The organism is Pseudonocardia sp. CA-107938, from assembly GCF_050936315.1.
In the GTDB taxonomy this organism is placed as follows: domain Bacteria; phylum Actinomycetota; class Actinomycetes; order Mycobacteriales; family Pseudonocardiaceae; genus Pseudonocardia.
In genome coordinates this window covers 6,418,888-6,442,045 of sequence record NZ_JBNJNA010000001.1, presented here as the reverse complement: position 1 = coordinate 6,442,045, position 23,158 = coordinate 6,418,888, and the positions used below count along the sequence as shown (strand labels likewise).

Sequence of the window (23,158 nt, the reverse complement as noted above, 5' to 3'; positions counted from 1 at the left end):
TCGCCGTCGCAAGGTGGGAGTACGCCTCCCCACCACGACGAAGGGCCCCTCGTGACGACGGCCACGGCCGAGCAGTCCACCAGCATCGCTGCGACCGGGGGGAGCGCCTTCGCGGTCCTCCGGGAGCGCACCTACCGCATCTACCTGGCCGGCCACACCGTCGCCAGCACCGGCACGTGGATCCAGAGCATCGCGCTGGACTGGCTGGTGCTGGAGCGCTCCGGCACGCCGTCCGCGGTGGGGATCGTGATGGCGTGCCAGTTCCTGCCGATGCTGCTGCTCGGGATGCACGGCGGCCTGATCGCCGACCGGTTCCCGAAGCGCACGGTCCTGCTGCTCACCCAGTCGCTGAACGCCGTCGTGAGCGGCACGATCGCCGTGCTGACGATCAGCGGGGTGGTGCGGGTCGAGCACCTCTACCTGCTGGCCCTCGCCGGTGGGTTGGTCTTCGTGGTGGACAACCCGGCCCGTCAGGTCTTCGTCAACGAGGTGGTGCCGCCGGGACGGGCCCGGGACGCGATCGCGCTCAACGCGGCCACCTTCCAGGCGTCACGGCTGGTCGGGCCGGCCGTCGCGGTCCTGCTGATCGGCACCGTCGGGACGGGCTGGGCGTTCGCCGCCAACGCCGTGTCGTTCCTGTTCCCGATCGCCGGCCTCCTGCTGATGCGACCGGCCGAGCTCCAGCCGGCGCCGGCGGTCGACCCGTCGGCGGCGCGGGTGCGCGACGCGCTGCGCCACATCGCGGCCCGGCCCCGGGTGGCCGCGACGATCGTCCTGGTCGGCGTCGTCGGCACGTTCGGGCTGAACTTCCCGATCGTGCTCACCGCCATGGCCGGCGAGTCGTTCGGCGGGGGAGCGGGACTGTACGGGCTGTTCAACGTCGTGCTCGCCGTCGGCTCCGTGGGCGGCGCACTGGTCGCCACGCAGGTGCGCCGGCCGGGCATGCCCGTGCTCGTGGGCTCGGCGGCGATCTTCGCCGGGGTGCAGGCCGCGGCGGCCGCAGCGCCCAACGTGGCGGTGTTCTGCGTGGCTCTGGTCGCGCTGGGCGTGGCCAACCTGGCGTTCCAGGCGATGGCGAACGCGTCGGTGCAGGCCTGGGTGGACCCGGCGATCCGCGGCCGGGTCATGGGTCTCTACATGCTCGTCTTCGCCGGCGGGACGCCCATCGGCGCGCCGATCATCGGGGCTCTGACCGCGGCGTACGGGGCGCGGGCCGGGATGGCGGTCTGCGGGATCGTGCCGCTCGCGGCGTGCGCGGGCCTGGTACTGCTGCGTCGCCGTCGCGCCACCGTCCTGACGCACGTCCCCGCCTGACCGCACGGGCTGAGCACCCCCAGCAGCCGCGTCGACCTGGGCAACTCGCCGTCCTGAAGCGGGGAACTCGCCGTCCCGATCCGGGCAACTCGCGGTCCCGAAGCGGGCGACTCGCCGTCCCGATCCGGGCAACTCGCGCGGTGCACTGGACCCCGTGCCCGCGAGTTGTCCGTCTTGGGACCGCGAGTTGCCCGTCTTGGCACCGCGAGTTGCCCGCCTTGGGACCGCGAGTCACCTGTCTCGGGACGGCGAAGAGCCCGCCCCGTGTTCCGGGGCGGGCTCTTCGGTCTGTCAGGGGTGGATCACTGGTACAGGACGGCCGTGATCTCCGGGCTGTCGATGTTGGACTTGTCGTACCAGTAGTAGCCGGAGTCGATGGTCTTCGGCTGCTGCTCGCCCTTGATCGCCTTCACCGCGGCGACGACGGTCGACGCGCCCATGCCGACCGGGTTCTGGGTGACCGCGCCGAGCATCGCGCCGCTCTTGATGGCGTCGATCTGGGCCTTGCCGGAGTCGAAGCCGATGACCTGGATGCCCTGCTTGCCGCTCTCCGCGATGCCGCGCAGGACGCCGATGGCGGAGCCCTCGTTGGCGCCGTAGATGCCCTTGATGTCGGGGTTGGCCGCGATGATCGCCTTGGTGATGTCGGCGGACTTCGCCTGGTCACCGCCGCCGTACTGCGGCTCGAGCACCTGGATGCCGGGCGCGTTGGCCTTCATCCAGTTGATGAAGCCGTCGCGGCGGTCGGCGCCGGTGCGGCTGGTCTGGTCGTGGACGACGAGCGCGACCTTGCCGGTGTTGCCGACGGCCTGGGCCATGTGCTTCGCGGCCTCGCCCGCGGCAGCCTTGTTGTCGGTGGCGGCGGTGGTGACGGGCACGTCGGAGTCGACGCCCGAGTCGAACGCGACGATCGGGATGTTGCGGCTCTTGGCCTGCTGCAGCAGCGGCGCGGCGGCCTTGGAGTCCAGCGCGGCGAACGCGAGCGCGTTGGGCTGCCGGCCCAGCGCGTTGGTCAGCATCGTGATCTGGTTCTCGATCTCGGACTCGCTGGCCGGGCCCTCGAACGTGATGCGCACGTTCTGCTTGGCGGCCTCCTGCTCGGCGCCCTTCTTGACGGCCTGCCAGAACTGGTGCTGGAAGCCCTTCGACACGATCGCGACGTACGGCTGGCCGCCTGAACCGCCGCTGGACGAGCCGCTGCCGCCGCCACAGGCGGCCGTGACCAGTACGAGCGCGGCACCGACCAGGGCCGCGGCGAGACGTTGGGTGCGCATGGGTTGGGGATCTCCTCTGGGCGACGTTGCGAGGTCGGGGATCAGGCGGCGCGCTTGCGGGCCATGTCGGCGTACACGGCCAGCAGGATGACGATCCCGAGGATGACGTTCTGCCATTCCTGGGGGATCGACATGATCTGCAGGCCGTTGTTCAGGACCGAGATGATCAGTGCGCCGATGACAGTACCGACGATGGAACCCTTGCCCCCGGTGAGGGAGGTTCCGCCGATCACGACGGCCGCGATGGCCTGCAGCTCGTAACCCATGCCGGTGGCCGGCTGGGCGGATCCGAGCCGGGCGGAGATCATCACTCCGGCCAGCCCGGTGAACAGTCCGGCGACCGTGTAGATCACGATCTTCCAGCGCCGGACGTCGATGCCGGACAGCGCCGTGGCCTCCTCGTTGCTGCCGATCGAGTAGGTGTAGCGGCCCAGCACCGTGCGGTTGAGGACGACCCCGGCGATGACCGCGGCGACCGCCAGCACGAGCACGGCGTTCGGGAAGTTCGCGCCGGGGATGATGCTGCCGATCGACAGGTCGATGTAGGCGGGGGAGTCGCTGAAGTAGATCGGCGCGCTGTGCGACACGACGAGCGCCAGGCCCTGGGCCACCAGCATCATCGCCAGGGTCGCGATGAACGGCGGGAGCTTGAGCACGGCCACCGACAGGCCGTTGATCAGCCCGATCAGCCCGCCGAACAGGATCGCGCCGAGCACCCCCAGCGGCATCGGGACGCCCAGGTTGACGATGAACACCCCGGACATCACGGCGCAGAGCGCCATCCCGGTGCCGATGGAGAGGTCGATGCCACCGGTGATGATCACGAACGTGGTGCCGAGCGCGAGCAGCCCGATCACCACGGTCGAGAACAGGATGTTGGTGATGTTGCCGTAGTTGAAGAAGTTCTCGCCGACGATCGAGAAGAACGCGAAGATCACGATCAGCCCGCCGAACGCGAGGAACTGCTGCAGCCGCGCACGCACCGTGGACGTCACGGCCGTGGCCGCGCCGGCGTGCTCGGTCTCCTTCGTGATGCTCACTCCTGGTCCTTCTCTCTTCGCAGCGTCGCGAGGTGCATGACGGCCTCCTGGGTGGCCTCGTCGGCGGTCAGCTCGCCCGTCACCCGGCCCTCGCTCATGACGACGACGCGGTGCGACATGCGCAGGACCTCCGGCAGCTCGGAGGAGATCATGACGATCGACTTGCCCTGTGCGGCCAGCTGGTCGAGGAGCCGGTAGATCTCCTCCTTGGCACCGACGTCGATGCCGCGGGTGGGCTCGTCGATGATCAGGACGTCGCAGTCCTTGACGAGCCAGCGGGCGATGACGACCTTCTGCTGGTTGCCGCCCGACAGGTTCTGCACGGTCTGGTCGACCGACGGCGTGCGGATCCGCAGCGCGCCGACCATCTCCTTCGCCCGCTCGCGCATCGCCCGCGGCCGGATGAAGCCCCACGAGGCGAACCGGTCTGACACGGTGGAGAGCGCCACGTTGGCCGTGACGTCCTGCTCCAGCAGCAGGCCGAGGTGCTTGCGGTCCTCGGACAGGTAGCCGATGCCCAGGCGGGCCGCGTCGGCCGGGTTGCCGATGTGCACGGGCTTCCCCCGCAGGCTGACCGAGCCACCCGTCGTCGGGTCGGCGCCGACGATCGCGCGGGCCAGCTCGGTGCGGCCGGCACCCATCAGGCCGGCGACGCCGAGGATCTCGCCCTCCCGCACCTCCAGCCCGACGCCGCGCAGCGCGGTGTGGGTGGCGTCGCCACGGGTGGTGAGGCCCTCGACGGAGAGCACGACGGGCCGGTCGGCGCGCACGTCGCGCGGCCCCGAGTCGTGCGCCGCCAGCTCCCGGCCGACCATCCGCGCGACGACCTCCTGCGTGGTGGACGTGGCGGTGTCGAGCGTGTCGACGTAGCGGCCGTCGCGGATCACGGTGATCCGGTCGCTGATCCGCTTCAGCTCGTCCATCCGGTGCGAGATGTAGACGACGGCGGTGGTGGGCGTGACGAACCTGCGGATCAGGTCGTGCAGTACGGCGACCTCGGCGTCGTTCAGCGCGGCCGTGGGCTCGTCCATGATCAGCAGCTTGGCGTCGTACGAGAGCGCCTTCGCGATCTCCACCATCTGCTGCTGGGCGACCGAGAGGCTGCCGACGACGCGGCCGGCATCCAGCGGCAGGTGCAGCCGCTGCAGCAGCTCCGCGGCGCGGGCTTCCAGTGCCCTGTCGGAGAGGAACACGCCACCCACGCGCGGCTCGCGTCCGATGAAGATGTTCTCCGCGACCGTGAGGTCGGGCATCAGGTTGAACTCCTGGTGGATGATGCTGATGCCCTGCTCCAGCGCGTCCCGCGGACCCGTGACCTGCAGCGGCCGCCCTTCCAGGAAGAACTCGCCGGAGTCGGGGGTGTAGATGCCCGACAGCAGCTTCATCAGCGTCGACTTGCCGGCGCCGTTCTCCCCGACGACGGCGAGCACCTCGCCGTAGCGCACGTCGAGGTGCATGTCGGCCAGCGCCTGCACGCCGGGGAAGCCCTTCGCCACCCCGCGCGCCTCGAGCAGCAGCGCCGAGCTGGATTCAGGCATGCACGACCCCCTTCCGCACGAGCGCGTTGCCGTAAGTGCGGGTCTCGCCGGTGCGCACCACGAGGAACGCGCCCTGCGCCTCGGTGTAGAAGGCGAACCGGTCGAGCATGCGCGGCTCGGCCCCGCCCGTCGCCGCGATCAGCTCGTCCTGGACGGGTAGCCGGGTGTGGTCCGGGGTGTCCATGAGGTCGAGCGCCGGCGCGTCATCCAGGGGGAGCACGGTGCAGATCGCAGCCAGCAGCGCGGGCGTCCCGACGGCGGGCAGCTCCAGCAGCCGCGTGGCGACGCGGGCTGCGGGGAAGTGCGCGTCGGCGAGGACGACGGCGTCGGAGTGGCCCATCGCGTCCAGGTGCGCGAGCAGCGGGCCGACGAGCAGCGGGTCGATGCCGGTCAGCACGACGGAACCTCCAGCCGGTACACGCGGGTGGCAGTGCCGCCGAGCAGGGCCGCCTGCTCGCCGGCGGTCAGCTCGTCGATCAGCGTCCGCAGCACCTCCCAGGTGCCGCGGTAGCCCTCGGTGAGAAGGGTCATCGGCCAGTCGCTCCCCCACATCAGCCGTTCGGGCCCGAACAGCTCCAGCGCCGCGTCCCACGCGGGACGCAGCAGCTCGACCGTGGTCGGTGTGCCGGGCACCTGCAACCCGGAGATCTTCGCAACCGTGTTCGGCCGGGCCGCCACCGCGGTGCACTCCGCCAGCCAGGCCGGTAACTCGGGGCGCCCGTGCGGCGGTTTGCCCAGGTGGTCGAGCACGACGACCAGCTCCGGGAGCGCGCCCGCCAGCTCCGCCGTGGCGGCGAGGTGGCGCGGCCACGCGTCCGGCACGTCGAACGGGATCCCGCGCTCGGCGAGCAGCCGCAGCGACGCCCGCACCTCCGGCAGGGCGAGGAACCCGTCGCGCGGGTCGTCGTGCACGAGGTGGCGCACGCCGGCCAGGCCGGGGAAGCGGTCGAGGTGCTCGGCGGCCTGAGCCGGGTCGTCCAGCTGCACCCACCCGACGACGCCGGCGACCCACGGGTGCTGCTGCGCGACCTCCAGCAGGTACGCCGTGTCCTCGACGGTGTCGTCGGCCTGCACCAGCACCGCCGCGTCGACGCCGACGGCGGCGAGCTCGGTCGCCGCGCGCTCGGGCGGGATCGTCGCGTGCAGCGGGCCCAACGCGGGCGTGAGCCAGGAGTAGCCGCTGCGGGTCAGGTCCCAGACGTGCAGGTGCGCGTCGACGGTCGGGCTCACGCGGGCACCCCGGCGAGCTCGGCCCACAGCTCGTCCGGGACGGGCTCCGCGAGACGCGCGACGTTCTGCCGCACCTGCGCGGCATCGGCGCCCGCGATCACGATCCGCCGCACCGCCGGGTGCCGCAGCGGGAACTGCAGCGCGGCAGTGGGCAGCTCGACGCCGTGCGCGGTGCAGCGCGCCGCGAGCTCGCGCGCCTTCTCCAGCACGGCGGGCGGGACGGCGCCGTACTCGTAGTGCGCGTCCGGCCCGGGATCGGAGGTGGCCAGCAGGCCCGAGTTGAACACGCCCGCCACCAGCACCTCGACCCCGCGGTCCGCGCACTCGGGCAGCAGTCGCGCTGCGGCGGGCTGCTCCAGCAGGGTGTACCGCCCCGCGATCATGACGACGTCGGCGAGCCCGGTGCGGACGGCGGCGAGCAGGGCGTCGGTGGACTTCGAACCGATGCCGATCCGGTCCACCGCGCCCTCCTCGCGCAGCTCCGCCAGCGCCGCCATCCCGGACGTGATCGACGGGCCGACGGCGGCGGGTTCCTGCTCGTCGGGGTCGTGCAGCAGCGCCACCTCGATCCGGCACCCGAGCCGTTCCGCCGATGCGGCGAGCGACGCGCGGACACCCTCGCGGGTGAAGTCCCAGGCGCGGCGCCACTCGGCCGGAACGGCGAAGCCCTGCTCGTCCCACTGCCCGGCCGTCTCCGGGCTCGGCACCAGCAGCTTGCCGACCTTCGTCGACACGACGAACTCCGCGTCCGGCCGCCCGGCCAGGAACTGCCCGAGCCGGCGCTCGGACAGGCCCAGCCCGTAGTGCGGGGCGGTGTCGAACCAGCGGATCCCCGCGTCCCACGCCGAAGCGAGGAGCGCGGCGGCCTCGTCGTCGGTGATCGCCTGCCACAGGTTGCCCACGTTCGCGCAGCCCATGGCGAGCCGGTCGGTGCCGATCATGGGCATCAGCCGCCGAACGTGTGGGCCGAGATCGACTCCGCCAGCATCTCGGTGCCCGCGCCGGGCGCGGTCGGTGCGACGTAGCGACCGTCCTCGATGACGACCGGGGTGGTGAAGTGCTCGTGCAGGTGGTCGACGAACTCGATCATCCGGCCGTCGATCGTGCCGCTGACGGCGACGAAGTCGAACATCGCCAGGTGCTGCACCGCCTCGCACAGGCCGACGCCGCCCGCGTGCGGGCACACCGGCACGCCGAACTTGGCGGCGAGCAGCAGCATCGCGATGTTCTCGTTGACCCCGGCCACCCGGGTGGCGTCGATCTGCAGCACCTGAAGGGCGCGCTGCTGGAGGAACTGCTTGGCGAGCACGCGGTTGGCCATGTGCTCGCCCGTCGCGACCGGCACCGGGGCGATCGCCCGGGAGATCGCGGCGTGGCCCAGCACGTCGTCGGGGCTGGTGGGCTCCTCGACCCAGGCCAGACCGAAGCGGGTCAGCTCGCGGATCCAGTTGATCGCGTCGCCGACGTCCCAGCGCTGGTTGGCGTCGACGGCGATGCGGATGTCCGGGCCGACCGCGCGACGCGCGATGCCCAGGCGGCGCACGTCGTCGGCGAGGTCGCCGCCGACCTTCAGCTTGATCTGCGTGAAACCGGCCTCGACCGCCTCGTGGCAGAGCCGCTCCAGCTTGGCGTCGTCGTAGCCGAGCCAGCCCGGGGTGGTCGTGTAGGCCGGGTAGCCGGACTCGAGGAGCTGCTTCTCCCGCTCGGCCCGGCCGGGCTCGGCGGCGGTGAGCAGGTCGAGCGCCTCCTCGCGGGTGAGGGCGTCGGTCAGGTACCGGAAGTCGACGAGATCGACGATCTCCTCCGGCGACAGCGCGGCGAGCAGCTGCCACAGCGGGCGGCCGGCGCGCTTGGCCTTCAGGTCCCACAGCGCGTTCACCGCCGCGCCGATCGCCATGTGCATGACGCCCTTCTCGGGCCCCAGCCAGCGCAGCTGCGAGTCGTGCACGAGGGAGCGCCAGGTGCCGCCCATGTCGGCGAGCAGTGGCTCGACCTCCTGGCCGACCAGGTGGCCGGCGAGCGCCTCGATGGCCGCGACCTGGACGTCGTTGCCGCGCCCGATGGTGAACACGAAACCGTGCCCCACCAGGTCGTCGTCCGCGTCGGTGCGCACGCGGACGTAGGCTGCCGAGTAGTCCGGATCGGGGTTCATCGCGTCCGACCCGTCCAGGGCCAGCGAGGTCGGGAACCGGACGTCCGCGGTCTCCAGAGCCGTGATCACGGCCACGTGGGTACCCCCTTCGGTGAGTGCGCGCACACGGTAGACATCGGATCTATCTACCGTCAATCTGTCCGACGGTAGCGTGATTGCGCTGAGACATCAGATGTCTAAGGAGGGTCTCATGGGTGCGTTCTCGGACCTCGTCGCGGTCGTGACGGGGGGCGCGTCGGGTATCGGAGCGGCGGTGGTCCGCAGGCTCGCGGCCGACGGTGCGCGGGTCGCGGTGCTCGACCTCGACCCGTCGAACGCGCCGAAGGGGGAGCCCGGGACGATCCTCGGCGTCGCCGTCGACGTCACCGACGACGCCGGCGTGCGCGCCGCGATCGACCGGGTGCTGCAGGAGTGGGGCCGGCTGGACGTGCTCGTGAACAACGCGGGGATCGGCGCGCAGGGCACCGTCGAGGACAACTCCGACGAGGAGTGGCACCGCGTGTTCGACGTCAACGTGCTGGGCATGGTGCGCACGAGCCGGGCGGCGCTGCCGGCGCTGCGCCGCTCGCCCAGCGCCGCCATCGTCAACACAGCCTCGATCGCGGCGACGGCCGGGCTGCAGCAGCGCGCCCTGTACAGCGCGACCAAGGGCGCCGTGCTGTCGCTGACCCGGGCGATGGCCGCCGACCACCTGGCCGAGGGCATCCGCGTCAACTGCGTGCACCCCGGCACCGCCGACACCCCGTGGATCGGCCGCCTCCTCGCGAAGGCCGACGACCCCGTCGCCGAGCGGGCCGCGTTGGAGGCACGCCAGCCGCACGGCCGGCTCGTCTCCGCCGACGAGATCGCCGACGCGATCGCCTACCTGGCCGACCCGCGCTCGCGCTCCACCACCGGCACCGCCATCAGCGTCGACGGCGGCATGCAGGATCTGCGGCTGCGCCCGCGCCAGAGCTGATCACCCCGGTGTGAACGGCGCGGACCGGGGTACTCACCACTGTGGATCGATGGGAGCGATTCGCGACGACCATGGCCGACGTCGCCCGGGACCTGCTCGACCAGCCCACGCACCGCGCGACGCTCGATCGCGTGGTCGCCCACGCGGCGGAGCTCGTCGACGGGTGCGTGGCGGCGAGCGTGATGGTGCTGAGCGGTGACGGCGTACGGACGCTGGCCGCCACGGACGAGCTGGCGGTGGCGGCCGATCACGCGCAGGGGGAGACGCACGAAGGCCCGTGCCTCGACGCGATGCGGAAGCGGGAGCAGGTGTACCGACTCGACGACACCCGCGACCGGAGCGTGTGGCCGGACCTGGCCCAGCGCGTCGAGGGGTTGGGCGTCGGGGCGGTGCTCGGGTTCCTGCTGCACGCCACGGACCGCGACAACCTCGGCGCGCTCAACCTCTACGCCACGACGCCGGGCGCGTTCACCGAGCAGTCCGAGCGGGCCGGCTGGATCGTGGCCTCGCACTGCGCGATCGCCGTCGCCACCGCCCGCCGGGACGAGGCGATGCAGCTCGCCCTGCACAACTCGCGCCGCATCGGCCTCGCGGTGGGCGTGCTGATGTGCCGCCAGAACCTCACCGAGCAGGCCGCGTTCACCCGGATGTCGCGGTTCTCGCAGGACCACAACGTCAAGGTCCGCGACATCGCCGAGCAGGTCATCCGCATCGGCGACCTGCCGCGGCGACGCTGACGACGGGCTACCCCGCGTCGCCGTCCCGGCGGCGCAGCCGCAGCGGGACGATCAGCCAGAGCAGCACCGTGCCGACCAGCAGCCCGCCGCCGAGTGCCAGCGCGATCGAGCGGCCGACCGCGAGGTCGAGCACCAGCACGAACCCCGCGCAGGACGTGATGCCGAGCCCGGTCGTGCCGGCGAGGGCGGCCCGCTGGGTCAGGTGCACGAGCTCCACCTTCCGGCCCCGGCGGAACAGCAGCCGGTGCGCGGCGACCGGCGCCACCAGCAGCATCGACGCCGCCGTCGCCGCGACGATCGCGATCACGTAGAGGACGTGCTGCACGTCGTCGAGGCGGTGCACCGCGCCGCTGACCGCCGCGGTCAGCAGGAAGCCGAACAGGATCTGCACGCTCGTGATCAGGACGCGCAGCTCCTGCAGGAGCTCGGCGAAGTTGCGGTCGGCCCGTTGCATGGCCGACTCCGCGCGGTGCATCGCGTTCCACGAGTCGTCCTGCAGGGTCGCCGTCATGGCTGCACGCGTACCCCGATCGGGCGATGTCACACCTCACGTTCCGGGTAGCTCCGGCGCGGACGGGTACCTCCCTCGCGACCATGTCTCCGTCGGAAGGAACTCGATGACCGACACCCAGCCCCGGTCCCTGCGCTCCTGGCCGGCCGATACCGTCCGCTGGGGACCGGTCGTCGCCGGCGCGGTGATCGGCCTCGGCCTCCACCAGCTGCTCACCATCCTGTGGTTGGCCGCCGCGGCGGACGGCAGCACCGCCGTGACCGTGAACCTGTCCTGGTTCCTCGTCGGCTCCGCGGCGGCCGCGCTGTTCGTCGCCGGCCTGGTGGCCGGCAACCTCGCCGGCGTGCACACCCCGGCCGCCGGCGTCGCGAACGGGGTGACGGCGTGGGGGCTCCTCTTCGTGCTGACGACCGTGACCGTGGTGCCGGCCGGGGTGAACCCCGCGGCCAACCTGGGCGCGGGTGGCGCGATCCTCGGCGGACCGGCCAACGGCCAGGCCGTTCCCACCTCGCTGTGGGCGACGTTCTGGGCGCTGCTGGCCGGCCTGGTGCTGGCCGCGCTCGGCGGGCTGCTGGGCGGACTGCTGCGCCGGCCGGGCGCCCGGCGGGCCGAACCCGCCGCCGAGACCGTGCCCGAGCACCCGGTCGAGGTGCACTGAGCCCGCTCAGGGAGGCGTCACGGCCGCCGGTCCGGGGTAGACGGTCCTCCGTGGCCCTCGACGTGGTGGCGGTGCAGCAGCGCCGGCCCGACCCGACGCGCGCGGCCCGCCGCACCGGGCTGGCGGGGTCGCTCGCCGCCGCGGCGGGCGCGTTCGGGGCCGGCGCGCTGCCCGCCGGGCCCGTTCCCGGCCTGCTGTCCACGGTCGCGCTGGCGCTCGTCTACGCGGGCGCGCTGCTGATGGTGATCGGCTGGTGGGACGCGACGCAGCTGGTCAGGAGCGGGGAGGTGCCGGCGGGCGCCGCGCTCCGGCTCGTCGGCGTCTGGGCCGCCCCGCTCGCGCTCGCGCCGCCGCTGTTCTCCCGCGACGTGTACGCCGCCCTCGCCCAGGGCACGATGGCCGCCCGCGGGTTGGATCCGGCGGTGTGGAGCCCGGCCGCCGCGCTCGGTCCGGACGCGCCGTCGGTGCTCGCCGTCTCCCAGCTGTGGCGCGCCGCTCCCTCCCCGTACGGGCCGGTCGCGTCGCTCGTCCAGCAGGCCGTTGCGGCGCTGACGGGAACGGACCCCGTGGCCGGCGTGCTGGTGCACCGGGCAGTGGCGCTCGGGGGGCTGGCGGCGATCATCTGGGCGCTGCCCCGACTGGCCGCCCGCCACGGCGTCGATCCCGGTCGGGCGATCGTGCTGGGTGCCGCCCATCCACTGGTGCTGTTCCACCTGGTCAGCGGCGTGCACCACGACGCGCTCATGCTCGGTCTGGTGCTGGCCGGCCTGGAGCTGGCCGCACGCGCGGGACCGCTGCGCGTCGCCGGTGTCGTGCTGATCGCCCTGGCCGGGATGGTGAAGCTGCCCGCGCTGCTGGTGCTCGGGTTCGTCGCCGCGCAGGAGGCGGGGAAGCGGGGCGGGCGGGTACGGGACGTCGTCGTCACCGGTGCGTCCACGGCCGCGGTGGCGGGCACGGTCGCGGCCGGCGCTGCGGGGCTGTTCGCCTGGCAGGTCGGTGGCACGGGCTGGACCTGGATCGGCGCGCTGGACGTGCCGGCCACCGTCGTGACCTGGCTGTCGCCGCCGTCCATGATCGGGTTCGGGGCGGCGCACCTGACCGGCGCCCCGCTCGACGGCGTGTTGGCCGTGACCCGCGGGACGGCGCTCGTCGTGGCCGCGGTGGTGCTGGCCGGGCTGCTGCTGGCAACGGTCGCCGGCCGGCTCGACGCCCTGTCCGGCACCGCGGTCGGGTTCGGCGTGGTGATCGTGTGCGGGCCGGTCGTCCAGCCGTGGTACCTGCTCTGGGCCCTGCTGCCGCTCGCCGCCGCGGGTCGCTGGCCGCGCTGGACGCCGCGCCTGCTCGCCGGCGCCGCCGTCGTCGCGCTGCTGGACGTGCCACCGGGGGACTGGTGGGAGTTCACGGCGATGCACCCGCTGGTCGCGGTCCCCGTCGCCGCCGCGGTGGTCCTGCTGGTGCGCCCCGGTTTGCTCTCTCCTGCACCGGGTACGCCGCCGCCATGGTGCGCAAGTGGCTCGACTCGTGGCCGGTCGTCCGCCAGCTGACCGGGGACGATCCCAGCGGCCGCGGCGCCGCCGCGCGCAGCGGGCCGACCGACCGGCTGGCCCCGCGCACCGCCACCGCCGACCGGGTGGTGAAGTCGGTGTGCCCGTTCTGCGCGGTCGGCTGCGGCCAGAACGTGTACGTCGAGGACGAGCGGGTGGTGCACATCGAGGGCGACCCCGACTCGCCCGTCTCGCGCGGCCGGCTCTGCCCGCGCGGCTCGTCCAGCCTGCAGCTGACGACGGGACCGACGCGAGTGGACAAGGTCCGGTACCGCCGCCCGCACGGCACCGAGTGGGAAGACCTCGACCTCGACACTGCGATGGACATGATCGCCGACCGGATGATCGAGAGCCGCCGCAAGGGCTGGCAGTGGGAGCACGAGGGCCGGCGGGTGCGGCGCACGCTCGGGTTCGCGGGGCTCGGCGGGGCGACGCTGGACAACGAGGAGAACTACCTCATCAAGAAGCTGTTCACGGCGCTCGGGGCGATCCAGATCGAGAACCAGGCCCGTATTTGACACTCCGCCACGGTTCCCGGTCTGGGGACCTCCTTCGGTCGCGGCGGCGCCACGACGTTCCTGCAGGACCTGCAGAACTCCGACTGCATCGTCATCGAGGGCTCGAACATGGCCGAGTGCCATCCCGTCGGGTTCCAGTGGGTGGTCGAGGCGAAGGCCCGTGGCGCGACGGTGATCCACGTCGACCCGCGGTTCACCCGCACCAGCGCGCTCGCCGACCTGCACGTGCCGCTGCGTCCGGGCAGTGACATCGCGTTCCTCGCCGGGATCGTCAACCACGTCCTGCAGAACGACGCGTGGTTCCACGACTACGTCGTCGCCTACACGAACGCGGCGACGATCGTGGGGGAGGGCTTCCGCGAGGTCGACGAGGACGGCGTGTTCTCCGGCTTCGACCCCGGCACCGGCCACTACGACATCACCTCGTGGCAGTACGCGGGCGGCACGGTCGCGGCGGCGTCGGGGCAGCGGGAACACGACCCGGATCCCGACGTCGACACCGACGTCAAGGAGGCGGCGCGCGGCGAGGCGCACGGCTCCGGCGGGCCGGCGGTCAGCGGCGACTTCGCCCGCGACGAGACGCTGCAGCACCCGCGCTGCGTGTTCCAGATCCTCAAGCGGCACTTCGCCCGGTACACCCCGGAGCTGGTCGAGGAGACGTGCGGCGTGCCCGTCGCGACGTTCCTGCGGGTGTGCGAGCTGCTGGAGGAGAACTCGACTCCGGAGCGCACGTCGGCGTTCGTGTACTCGGTGGGCTGGACCCACCACACCGTCGGCGTGCAGTACATCCGCACGGCGTCGATCCTGCAGGCGCTGCTGGGCAACATCGGGCGGCCCGGCGGCGGCATCCTGGCGCTGCGCGGGCACGCGAGCATCCAGGGCAGCACCGACATCCCGACGCTGTTCGACCTGCTGCCCGGTTACCTGCCGATGCCGCACGCGGAGTCCGCGCCGGACCTCGCGTCGTACGTCGCCGCCGAGAAGGGCGAGAAGGGGTTCTGGGCGGAGCTGGAGTCGTACCTGGTCAGCCTGCTCAAGTCGTACTTCGGGGACGCCGCGACGGCGGAGAACGACTACTGCTTCGACCACCTTCCGCGCCTCACCGGCAGCCACAGCTCGTTCGAGACGGTGATGGCGATGCTCGACGGCGAGTGCTCCGGCTACCTGGTGCTCGGCGAGAACCCGGCCGTCGGCTCGGCCAACGCGAAGATGCAGCGGCTCGGCATGGCGAAGCTGGACTGGCTGGTCGTGCGGGACTTCTCGTTGATCGAGTCGGCCACCTGGTGGAAGGACGGGCCGGAGATCGAGACGGGGGAGCTGCGGACCGAGGACATCGGCACCGAGGTGTTCTTCCTGCCCGCCGCCGCGCACACCGAGAAGGACGGCAGCTTCACCAACACCCAGCGCATGCTGCAGTGGCACCACGCCGCCGTCGAACCGGCCGGCGACATCCGCAGCGACCTGTGGTTCACCTACCACCTCGGCCGGATCATCCGGGAGAAGCTGGCGGGGTCCACCGACGAGATGGACGCGCCCGTCCACGACGTGACCTGGGACTACCCGACGCACGGCCCGCTGGACGAGCCGTCGGCGGAGGCGGTGCTCGCCGAGATCAACGGCTACGCCGACGGCGAGCCGGTCTCGGCCTACACGCAGCTGAAGGCCGACGGCTCGACGTCGAGCGGGTGCTGGATCTACTGCGGGGTGTACGCCGACGGCGTCAACCAGGCGGCGCGGCGCAAGCCCGGCGCCGAGCAGAGCTGGGTGGCGCCGGAGTGGGGGTGGGCGTGGCCGGCGAACCGGCGGATCCTCTACAACCGCGCGTCGGCGGCCCCGGACGGCACGCCGTGGAGCGAGCGCAAGGCGTACGTGTGGTGGGACGCCGGCGAGGGGAGGTGGACCGGGCACGACGTGCCCGACTTCCCGCCGGAGCTGGCGCCGGACCACAGCCCGGCCGACGACGCCACCGGTCCGGCCGCGCTCGCCGGCACCGACGCGTTCATCATGCAGTCCGACGGCAAGGCGTGGCTGTTCGCGCCCGCCGGCCTGGTCGACGGGCCGCTGCCGGTGCACTTCGAGCCGCAGGACTCGCCCGTCGCCAACCCCGTCCACGGCCGGCAGCGCAACCCGACCCGGCAGGTCGCGCCCGTCGTGCACCCGGACGACCGGTTCCAGCCCAGCGGCGCCGAGCCCGGTTCGGCCGTCTTCCCGTACGCGGCGTCGACCTACCGGATCGCCGAGCACCACACCGCGGGCGGGATGAGCCGCTGGTCGCCGTACCTGTCGGAGCTGGCGCCGTCGATGTTCTGCGAGGTGTCGCCGGCCCTGGCGCGTGAGCGCGGGCTGACCAACGGTGGCTGGGCGACCGTCGTGACGGCGCGCGGCGCGATCGAGGCGCGGGTGCTCGTCACCGAGCGGGTGCCGGTGCTGCGGGTGCGCGGGCGGGAGCTGCACCAGGTGGGGCTGCCGTACCACTGGGGGCCGAACGGGCTGGTCACCGGCGACGCCGCCAACGAGCTGACCAGCCTCGTCATGGACCCGAACGTCCACATCATGGAGGCCAAGGCGTTCGCCTGCGACATCGTCGCCGGACGTCGACCGCGGGGACCGGCGCTGCTGGAGTTCGTCTCGTCCTACCGGCGGCGCGCGGGCATCACCGCGGACACCGGGCTCGACCCGCACGACCGGTCAGGAGGCTGACGGTGGCACGCATGGGGTTCTTCACCGACACGTCGGTGTGCATCGGCTGCAAGGCCTGCGAGGTGGCGTGCAAGGAGTGGAACGCGATCCCGGCGGACTTCCCCGACGGCGGGTTCACCGGGACCTCCCTGGACGCGACCGAGACGCTGGGTGCGAACACGTGGCGGCACGTCGCGTTCGTGGAGCAGCAGGACGTGCTCGCGAGCGCCGGTTCCGGTGACTTCCGCTGGCTCATGGCATCGGACGTGTGCAAGCACTGCACGCACGCCGCCTGCCTCGACGTCTGCCCGACCGGCGCGCTGTTCCGCACCGAGTTCGAGACGGTCGTCGTGCAGGCGGACGTGTGCAACGGCTGCGGCTACTGCATCCCGGCCTGCCCGTACGGGGTGATCGACCAGCGCAAGGACGACGGGCGCGCGTTCAAGTGCACCATGTGCTACGACCGGCTGGGTGCCGGCATGGAGCCGGCGTGCGCCAAGGCGTGCCCCACCGACTCCATCCAGTTCGGCGAGCTGGACGAGCTTCGGGAGCGCGCCGACGCCCGGCTGGCTCAGCTGCAGGACGCCGGCGTCGAGGAGGCGCAGCTGTACGGCCGGGACCCGGGCGACGGGGTCGGCGGCGCCGGCGCGTTCTTCCTGCTGCTCGACGAGCCGGAGGTGTACGGGCTGCCGCCCGACCCCGTCGTCACGACGCGGGACCTGCCGGCCATGTGGCGGCATGTCGGCGGAGCAGCGTTGACACTGCTCGGGGCCGCGGTGGCGGCCTTCGTCAGCACGCGGGGGCGGGGATGAGGGAGGCGTCCGAGGCGCGGTCGGGCCGAGATGCGGTGCGGCGAACGCCGTTGATCATGGGCAGAACGTTGCTACATGATCTTGTGCAACGACGTTTTGCCCATGATCAACGTCATGCCCCCGACCCGGCCGCCGCCCAGCCCCGGCGCAGCGGGGAGCGGGCCGTGGTGCCGGACGCCGAGTTCACCTCCTACTACGGCCGACCGGTCCTCAACCCGCCGCGGTGGCAGGCCCGCGACATCGCCGGCTACCTGTTCCTCGGCGGCCTCGCCGGCGCGTCGTCGGTTCTCGGGGCCGGCGCGCAGGTCACCGGCCGGCCGGGTCTCGCGCGCTCGGCGAAGGTGACGGCGCTGGGCGCGATCGGGCTGTCGGCCGTCGCGCTGGTGCACGACCTCGGCCGGCCGGAGCGGTTCCTCAACATGCTGCGCGTGGTGAAGCCGACGTCGCCGATGAGCATGGGGTCGTGGCTGCTGTCGGCGTACGGGCCGGCGGCCGGGGTGGCTGCCGCCACCGCGGTCACCGGCAGGTTGCCGAAGGTCGGCGCGGCCGCGACCGCCGGGGCCGCCCTGCTCGGCCCGGCCGTCGCCGCGTACACGGCGGCGCTGTTCGCCGACACGGCCGTCCCGGCCTGGCACGACGCCCACCGCGAGCTGCCGTACGTGTTCGTCGGTTCGGCAGCGACGGCTGCGGGCGGCTTCGCGCTGGTCACGGCGCCTTCGGACGAGCAGGCGCCGGCGCGGGCGCTGGCCGCGATCGGCGTCGTCACGGAGCTGGGCGCGTTCGAGCTGATGCAGCGGCGCATGGGGCTGACCGCCGAGCCGTACCGGAGCGGGCCGGGCGGGCGCTGGATCCGCGCGTCGCAGGTGCTGGCCGTCGGTGGCGCGGCCGGTGCGCTCCTCGGGCGCGGCCGCGTGGCGTCGGCGCTGTCGGGTGCCGCGCTCGTGGCGGCGTCGGCGTGCACGCGGTGGGGCATCTTCCACGGCGGCGTCGAATCGGTCCGCGACCCCCGGTACACGGTGGTCCCGCAGCGCACCCGCGCGTCGAGAACGACGTTACGGTGATCAACAGGGCGATTTGATCACCACAACGTCGTTCTCGTCGCGTACCCCGGCCTCAGCTCAGGAGGCGGTCCAGGGCCTGGTCCAGCTCCGGCAGGGAGTCGAAGACGTCGCGGGCGCCGGACTCGCGCAGCTCGCCCTCCGAGAAGCCGCCCGTGCGGATCGCGTAGCCCGCCTGGCCGGCCCGGCCGGCGGCGCGGAAGTCCCAGACCGAGTCGCCGATCACGATGCCGACGTTGCCGTCGACGCGTTCCAGCGCCACGGAGATCAGGTCGGGGTCCGGTTTGGTGCGGTCGACGTCCTCGCTGGTCGTCCAGGCGTCGGCGAGCTCGCGGCCGTCGAACAGGTCCAGGTAGGCGTCGACGTGCTCGGGGGCGCCGGAGCTCGCCAACACCACCTTCAGGCCGGCGTCGCGGAACGCCGTCAGCAGTTCCCGGACTCCGCCGAACGGCTGGATCTCCGGCAGCAGCGGTTCGAACTCGTCCTTCCACGCGGCGCGGGCCTCGTCGCCGTGCTCGTCCTCGAAGCGGTCGCCGGCCACCGCGGGCACCAGCTGGTCACCGCCCATGCCGATGGCGCGGTGCAGCCGCCACACCGGCAGCGTCACGTCGAACCGCCGGAACGCGCGGAACCAGGCCAGCGCGTGCTGGTAGTTGGTGTCGACGAGCGTGCCGTCGATGTCGACGACGGCGGTGTCCGCGCGCGTCATCGCTGCTCCCGCGCCTCCGCCCCGGTCTCCCCGGCGAAACCCTCGTCCTGCCCGGCGACGCGGCCCACGTACTCCTCGGTGCGGCCGGTGCCGGTGGTGGCGGCGCTGTCGGTGTCGTCACGGTCGGCGCCCCCGGTCTCGCGGGTGCGGGCGGTGTGCGCGTCGGGCGAGACGTCCTCCACCGGACGGGGCCGGCCGAACAGAGCGCGCAGGCGGTCGAACATCGCAAGATCCTCCTCGGGTCGCAGGTGGGGTACCCAGCCCGCCGCGGGTTTCACCACCCCGGTCCGGGGAACACCGACGGCATGCAGCGACCGGGCCCGTTCCGGTGGGTCCTCTACGCGTTCGGCGCCGGACTGCCGGCGGGGATGCGCCGCTGGGTGCTGCACGACGTCACGACCGGCACGTGGCTGCTGCGGCACGTTGTCCGCGCGGTCGTGCAGATCGTCCCGGCCGCGGTGCTGCTCGCCGTGTTCCTGCCCGGCAACGCGACCCTGCGGATCTCGGCGATCACGATGGGGGCGGTGATCGGCCTGCTCTACTCGACGGTCTTCGTCGAGGCCGCCACCGAGCACCGGGCCATCAAGGCCGGCTATCCCGAGGGTTACGCCACGCGGATCCGGTCGCGCCGCAGCCGGCTGCGACGGGCGCTGCGCCGGCTCAGGTCGGGATCCGTGTCCGCTCGATGATCGTGCAGTGCTCGACGAAGCGGGAGATCGCCGTCGCCCGTTCGGCGCGCAGCCAGTCCAGCTGGGGGAGGGTCGCGTCCCACGCCAGGTGGTTCCGCTCCGACGGGCCGCCGTGCGCGGCTGCGAACGACAGGTACGACTGGACGTGCTCGCGGTAGCGGCGCCGCAGCTCCGCGTCGGGTTCGCGGGTCGCCAACCAGGCGATGAACGGGGCCAGGTGCGTCGCGATCATGGGCGTCCTCTCGGGCGCACGTCCGGGCGCGCGCTGCCGGTCCGATACCCCGAACCGGCAGCGTTAAACGTGGTTTCCGCTACGGGTTCCGATCCCCGAGCACGACCCCTTCCCGCCGCGGGTCGGCGCCCCCCGCCCACCCGTCGGGGGTGCGCTCGAGCAGGGACAGGCCGCTGGACTGCGCGGCCACCGACACCTGGTGCCCGAGCGCGCGCAGCCCCGTGACCAGCGCGTCGTTCGCGCCGTCGGCCGCCTCGCCGATGTCGGGGTGCTCGCCGCCGACGCCGGTGACGGGTGAGTTGGTCGCGCCGACGTCCGGTGCCGACACCGCGGCCTGCGGGTCCTGGCCCCAGTCCAGCGCGTTCACCAGCGTTTTGACGACGAACTGCGGGATCTGGCTGCCGCCGGGCGACCCGGTGACGTAGCGCAGCTCCGGCTTGGTGCCGGTGGTGGTCACGATCGTCGGTGCCATCGAGCTGCGCGGGCGCTTGCCCGGCTGCACCCGGTTCGCGACGGGGACGCCCTTGTCGTCGAGGGGTTGGGCGGCGAAGTCGGTCAGCTGGTTGTTCAGCACGAATCCGCCTGCCATGTGGTACGCGCCGAACGCCGACTCCACCGAGGTCGTGAACGAGACGGCGTTGCCGTACGAGTCGACGATCGAGAGATGGCTGGTGCCGTGCTCGGGCCCCTCCGGGCCGTTGCCGACCGGCACCGCGCCGAGGTCCCCGGCCGGCGCCTTGCCGAGGCTGCCCTGCGGCTTGACCATCGCGGCCCGCCCGTCGAGGTAGGTGCCGTCCAGCAGCTTCGACTCCGGTGTCCCGCCGGGCAGCGGGACGAAGTCGGTGTCGGCGACGTAGCGGTCGCGGTCGGCGTAGGCGAGCCGCTCGGCCTCGGCGATCAGGTGCACCGCCCGCGGTGTCGGCACCGCCCCGTCCGGTCCGGCAGGTTCCGGCTTCTCCGCGTCGATGTGGACGCGGGCGAGGATGCCGAGGGTGGCCAGCACGATGATGCCGCCCGACGACGGCGGCGCCATGCTGCACACCTGCAGCTCGCGGTACGGGCCGCAGGCCGCCTTGCGCTCGACGGGCCGGTAGCCGGCCAGGTCGGCCCCGGTCAGCAGGCTCGGGGTACGCCCGCCGGTGGTGTCGGCGGCCGCGGCGAGGATCGCCTGCGCGATCGGGCCGGTGTGCAGCGCGTCGGCGCCGCGCTCGGCGAGCGCGGCGTAGGTGTCGGCCAGCGCCGGGTTGCGCAGGGTCTCGCCGGCCGTGATCGGTGAGCCGTCCGGGTGGAGGAAGTAGCCGCGGGTCGCCGGGTCCGCGGCGAGCCCGTCGTGCTCCGCGGCGATCGACGCGGCCAGCCGCGGGCTCACCGTGAAGCCGTCCCGCGCCAGCGTCGTGGCCGAGGTGAACAGGTCGCGCCACGCCGTGCGGCCGTGGTCACGATGCGCGAGCTCCAGCATCCGCATGACGCCGGGCACGCCGATGGAGCGGCCGCTGGCCCGCGCGCTCGGCTTCGGCGGCGTCGTGTCGGACGCGGACACGCGGTTGAGGTAGTTGCCGTCCGCGGCGGCCGGCGCGGTCTCGCGGCCGTCGTAGGACTGGATGCGCCCGCTCGCGGCGTCGTAGCTCAGGAGGAACCCGCCCCCGCCGACGCCGGACGACTGCGGCTCGACCAGCCCCAGCACGAGCTGCCCGGCGATGGCGGCATCGACGGCCGTCCCGCCGGCGGCGAGCACCTCGCACGCGGCCTGCGACGCCAGCGGGTTCGCGGTGACGACCGCGTACGTGCGGGTGTGCACCGTCGTCATGCCCGACCGGTAGCCGGTGGCGATCTCCGGCGCGCCGGGCACCCCACCGCCCGGCGACCGGCCGCCCGGACCGGTCGCCGCCGACGCGGTGCACGGGCCGTCGGACGGGGTCGTCGGCGCTGTCGGCGCCGAGCACGCGACGAGGAAGGACGCGAGCAGGAGGACGGCGAGCAGGACCTTCGGCCGGCGGGCGGTCATCCGGCCACTGCACACCGCCGCGCCGGAGCTGGCAACCGGAGGCCCCCCGTTCCTCCGTACGTCGCAGACCGGCCTACTTCCCGAGCAGGGCGAGCAGCTGTGCGGTGTGCCCCGGCACCTCCGTCTCGGCCAGCCCGGTGAGGATGTCGCGCAGCGACACCGGTCCGTCGACCAGCACCGCGCCCTGGGAGATCAGGCGCGTGGGCACCATCGTGTCGAGCTCGACGTCGCTCAGCCCGGCTGCGTCGAACGTCGCGAGCGCCTCGCTCTGGCGGGCGATGCGGTCGCGCATGCCCGCGGAGCCGCCGGCGACCGTCGCGACGTGGCCGAGCGTCCAGCCGTCGTGCGAGATGCGGTTGTCGTACGTGGTGGGCACGCCGGCCGCGACGGCGGCGGCCGTGGCGATCGTGGTGGCCGCGATGATCGAGACGTGGGCGAGGACCTGGTCGGCGTTCCACTCACCGGGCGGCGGTGCAGGGTCGGCGTCGGCCACGGCGGCCGCCGCGTCGAGGAATGCGCGGTAGGCGGCGCGGAGCGGGGCGGTGTCCATGGTGTGCCATCGTCGAACCGGCAGATCATGCGGTCCAATGATTGTTCTGATGGTCAACGATAAATAGGGTTGATGAGTGCTGGATTCCGCCCGGCTCCGGGTCCTCGACGCCGTTGCGCGCACCGGATCACTGACCGCTGCTGCACGCGAGGTGCACCTGACCCAGCCGGCGGTGAGCCACCACCTGGCCCGGCTGGAGGCGGAGACCGGCGCCCAGCTGGTGCAGCGGGTCGGGCGCGGGATCCGGCTCACCCCGGCCGGACGGCTGCTCGCCGATCGCGCCGCGGAGATCGTCGGCCGGCTCGACGCCGCATCGGCGGAGCTGTCCGCGCTGGTCGGGCTCACCGCCGGGCGGGTGCGGCTGGCCGGCTACACGACGGCGTTGAGCACGCTGCTGCCGTCGGCGACGGCGATCCTGCACGCGGCGCACCCCGGGCTCGAGCTGAGCATCGTCGACACCCACCCACCGGAGGCGCTGGCGATGCTCCGCGCCGGCGACGTCGACGCCGCCCTCATCTTCCGCTACGACACGTCCGCGCCGGAGGACGCCGACCTGCGGCTGGTCCACCTCCTCGACGACCCCACCTACCTGCTGACGCGCGAGGGGCCCACCGACGTGGCCGGGCACCGGGACTCGCCCTGGATCGGCGGGTGCGAGCGCTGCCGCGCCCACCTCGTCGACCTGTGCCGGGCGGCCGGGTTCGCGCCGACCATCCGCTACACCACCGACGACATGGTGCTCATGCAGACGCTGGTCGGCGCCGGCCTGGGCGTCACCACGATCCCGGGGCTGGCCCTGCGCGTGCACCGGCTCGCCGGTGTCACGGCCACCCCGCTGCCGGACGCCGCCCGGCACGTGTTCGTCGCGACCTACGGCGAGCCGCCCGACCCGCCCGCCACGCAGGCCCTGCTCGCGGCGCTGACGGCCGCGGTCTGACGCGCGGGGCGGC

The 23,158-nt window shown here is 73.2% G+C and carries 23 protein-coding genes; 10 read left to right on the top strand and 13 right to left on the bottom strand.

Features of this window, described 5'->3' with window-relative positions:
• Nucleotides 1-51: 51 nt before the first annotated feature.
• Nucleotides 52-1,314 carry an MFS transporter gene (locus tag ACQEVB_RS31840; protein ID WP_432979521.1) on the top strand — a complete coding sequence of 421 codons (1,263 nt, stop codon included), beginning with the start codon at nucleotides 52-54 and terminating at the stop codon, nucleotides 1,312-1,314.
• Between the two features lie 302 nt (nucleotides 1,315-1,616).
• Here ACQEVB_RS31840 and ACQEVB_RS31835 read toward each other — a convergent pair whose 3' ends face one another.
• Genes ACQEVB_RS31835 through ACQEVB_RS31805 form a run of 7 tightly spaced genes read right to left on the bottom strand, consistent with a single transcriptional unit; the run spans nucleotide 1,617 to nucleotide 8,623 of the window.
• Nucleotides 1,617-2,588 (bottom strand): ABC transporter substrate-binding protein, encoded by a 972-nt coding sequence (locus tag ACQEVB_RS31835; protein ID WP_432979518.1) that lies wholly within the window; start codon nucleotides 2,586-2,588, stop codon nucleotides 1,617-1,619.
• Nucleotides 2,589-2,629: 41 nt separating this feature from the next.
• On the bottom strand, nucleotides 2,630-3,628 hold the full coding sequence (locus ACQEVB_RS31830; protein ID WP_432979515.1) for an ABC transporter permease: 999 nt from the start codon (nucleotides 3,626-3,628) through the stop codon (nucleotides 2,630-2,632).
• Entirely contained in the window at nucleotides 3,625-5,166 is a 1,542-nt protein-coding gene (locus ACQEVB_RS31825; protein WP_432979512.1) for a sugar ABC transporter ATP-binding protein, read from the bottom strand. The genes ACQEVB_RS31830 and ACQEVB_RS31825 overlap by 4 nt, the downstream gene beginning before the upstream one ends.
• A complete protein-coding gene (locus ACQEVB_RS31820; RefSeq protein ID WP_432979510.1) occupies nucleotides 5,159-5,563 on the bottom strand; it encodes an RbsD/FucU family protein in 405 nt (134 codons plus the stop codon). The genes ACQEVB_RS31825 and ACQEVB_RS31820 overlap by 8 nt, the downstream gene beginning before the upstream one ends.
• Nucleotides 5,557-6,396: an amidohydrolase family protein gene (locus ACQEVB_RS31815; RefSeq protein WP_432979507.1), complete on the bottom strand. Its 840-nt coding sequence runs from the start codon at nucleotides 6,394-6,396 to the stop codon at nucleotides 5,557-5,559. The genes ACQEVB_RS31820 and ACQEVB_RS31815 overlap by 7 nt, the downstream gene beginning before the upstream one ends.
• A complete protein-coding gene (locus ACQEVB_RS31810; RefSeq protein ID WP_432979504.1) occupies nucleotides 6,393-7,337 on the bottom strand; it encodes an aldo/keto reductase in 945 nt (314 codons plus the stop codon). Before ACQEVB_RS31810 ends, ACQEVB_RS31815 begins: the two co-directional genes overlap by 4 nt.
• A 5-nt stretch (nucleotides 7,338-7,342) precedes the next feature.
• Nucleotides 7,343-8,623 carry an enolase C-terminal domain-like protein gene (locus tag ACQEVB_RS31805; protein WP_432979501.1) on the bottom strand — a complete coding sequence of 427 codons (1,281 nt, stop codon included), beginning with the start codon at nucleotides 8,621-8,623 and terminating at the stop codon, nucleotides 7,343-7,345.
• 115 nt (nucleotides 8,624-8,738) lie between these two features.
• Here ACQEVB_RS31805 and ACQEVB_RS31800 point away from each other — a divergent pair, with 115 nt between their 5' ends.
• Both ACQEVB_RS31800 and ACQEVB_RS31795 read left to right on the top strand, forming a co-directional pair.
• Nucleotides 8,739-9,506 (top strand): SDR family NAD(P)-dependent oxidoreductase, encoded by a 768-nt coding sequence (locus tag ACQEVB_RS31800; RefSeq protein WP_432979498.1) that lies wholly within the window; start codon nucleotides 8,739-8,741, stop codon nucleotides 9,504-9,506.
• Nucleotides 9,507-9,577: 71 nt separating this feature from the next.
• Nucleotides 9,578-10,243: a GAF and ANTAR domain-containing protein gene (locus ACQEVB_RS31795; RefSeq protein ID WP_432979495.1), complete on the top strand. Its 666-nt coding sequence runs from the start codon at nucleotides 9,578-9,580 to the stop codon at nucleotides 10,241-10,243.
• Nucleotides 10,244-10,250: 7 nt separating this feature from the next.
• Here ACQEVB_RS31795 and ACQEVB_RS31790 read toward each other — a convergent pair whose 3' ends face one another.
• Nucleotides 10,251-10,754 (bottom strand): DUF6328 family protein, encoded by a 504-nt coding sequence (locus tag ACQEVB_RS31790; protein WP_432979492.1) that lies wholly within the window; start codon nucleotides 10,752-10,754, stop codon nucleotides 10,251-10,253.
• Between the two features lie 106 nt (nucleotides 10,755-10,860).
• On the opposite strand from ACQEVB_RS31790, the gene ACQEVB_RS31785 reads away from it, so the two are divergent.
• Genes ACQEVB_RS31785 through nrfD form a run of 5 tightly spaced genes read left to right on the top strand, consistent with a single transcriptional unit; the run spans nucleotide 10,861 to nucleotide 18,026 of the window.
• Nucleotides 10,861-11,412: a hypothetical protein gene (locus ACQEVB_RS31785; RefSeq protein WP_432979490.1), complete on the top strand. Its 552-nt coding sequence runs from the start codon at nucleotides 10,861-10,863 to the stop codon at nucleotides 11,410-11,412.
• Nucleotides 11,413-11,462: 50 nt separating this feature from the next.
• Nucleotides 11,463-12,956, top strand: a complete 1,494-nt coding sequence (gene mptB / locus ACQEVB_RS31780; protein WP_432979487.1) for a polyprenol phosphomannose-dependent alpha 1,6 mannosyltransferase MptB — start codon at nucleotides 11,463-11,465, stop codon at nucleotides 12,954-12,956.
• Nucleotides 12,911-16,174 (top strand): formate dehydrogenase, encoded by a 3,264-nt coding sequence (fdh, locus tag ACQEVB_RS31775; protein WP_432979484.1) that lies wholly within the window; start codon nucleotides 12,911-12,913, stop codon nucleotides 16,172-16,174. Before mptB ends, fdh begins: the two co-directional genes overlap by 46 nt.
• Nucleotides 16,175-16,185: 11 nt before the next feature.
• A complete protein-coding gene (locus ACQEVB_RS31770) occupies nucleotides 16,186-16,965 on the top strand; it encodes a 4Fe-4S dicluster domain-containing protein (protein WP_432980689.1) in 780 nt (259 codons plus the stop codon).
• Between the two features lie 56 nt (nucleotides 16,966-17,021).
• Entirely contained in the window at nucleotides 17,022-18,026 is a 1,005-nt protein-coding gene (gene nrfD, locus ACQEVB_RS31765; RefSeq protein WP_432980686.1) for an NrfD/PsrC family molybdoenzyme membrane anchor subunit, read from the top strand.
• Between the two features lie 52 nt (nucleotides 18,027-18,078).
• Here nrfD and ACQEVB_RS31760 read toward each other — a convergent pair whose 3' ends face one another.
• On the bottom strand, nucleotides 18,079-18,732 hold the full coding sequence (locus ACQEVB_RS31760; RefSeq protein WP_432979481.1) for an HAD family hydrolase: 654 nt from the start codon (nucleotides 18,730-18,732) through the stop codon (nucleotides 18,079-18,081).
• Nucleotides 18,729-18,956, bottom strand: coding sequence for a hypothetical protein (locus ACQEVB_RS31755; protein WP_432979478.1), 228 nt, complete (start codon nucleotides 18,954-18,956; stop codon nucleotides 18,729-18,731). The genes ACQEVB_RS31760 and ACQEVB_RS31755 overlap by 4 nt, the downstream gene beginning before the upstream one ends.
• A gap of 81 nt (nucleotides 18,957-19,037) precedes the next feature.
• On the opposite strand from ACQEVB_RS31755, the gene ACQEVB_RS31750 reads away from it, so the two are divergent.
• Complete coding sequence (locus ACQEVB_RS31750; protein WP_432979475.1) at nucleotides 19,038-19,421, top strand: DUF5313 family protein; 384 nt, start codon at nucleotides 19,038-19,040, stop codon at nucleotides 19,419-19,421.
• On the opposite strand, the gene ACQEVB_RS31745 is transcribed toward ACQEVB_RS31750, so the two are convergent.
• From ACQEVB_RS31745 to ACQEVB_RS31735, 3 genes are all read right to left on the bottom strand, one after another.
• Nucleotides 19,393-19,653 (bottom strand): hypothetical protein, encoded by a 261-nt coding sequence (locus ACQEVB_RS31745; protein WP_432979473.1) that lies wholly within the window; start codon nucleotides 19,651-19,653, stop codon nucleotides 19,393-19,395. The two genes, ACQEVB_RS31750 and ACQEVB_RS31745, sit on opposite strands and share 29 nt — an antisense overlap.
• A gap of 79 nt (nucleotides 19,654-19,732) precedes the next feature.
• Entirely contained in the window at nucleotides 19,733-21,658 is a 1,926-nt protein-coding gene (locus ACQEVB_RS31740; protein WP_432979470.1) for a gamma-glutamyltransferase family protein, read from the bottom strand.
• 73 nt (nucleotides 21,659-21,731) lie between these two features.
• Nucleotides 21,732-22,208, bottom strand: a complete 477-nt coding sequence (locus ACQEVB_RS31735; RefSeq protein WP_432979467.1) for a hypothetical protein — start codon at nucleotides 22,206-22,208, stop codon at nucleotides 21,732-21,734.
• Nucleotides 22,209-22,284: 76 nt separating this feature from the next.
• On the opposite strand from ACQEVB_RS31735, the gene ACQEVB_RS31730 reads away from it, so the two are divergent.
• Nucleotides 22,285-23,145 (top strand): LysR family transcriptional regulator, encoded by an 861-nt coding sequence (locus ACQEVB_RS31730; RefSeq protein WP_432979464.1) that lies wholly within the window; start codon nucleotides 22,285-22,287, stop codon nucleotides 23,143-23,145.
• Nucleotides 23,146-23,158 lie beyond the last annotated feature (13 nt).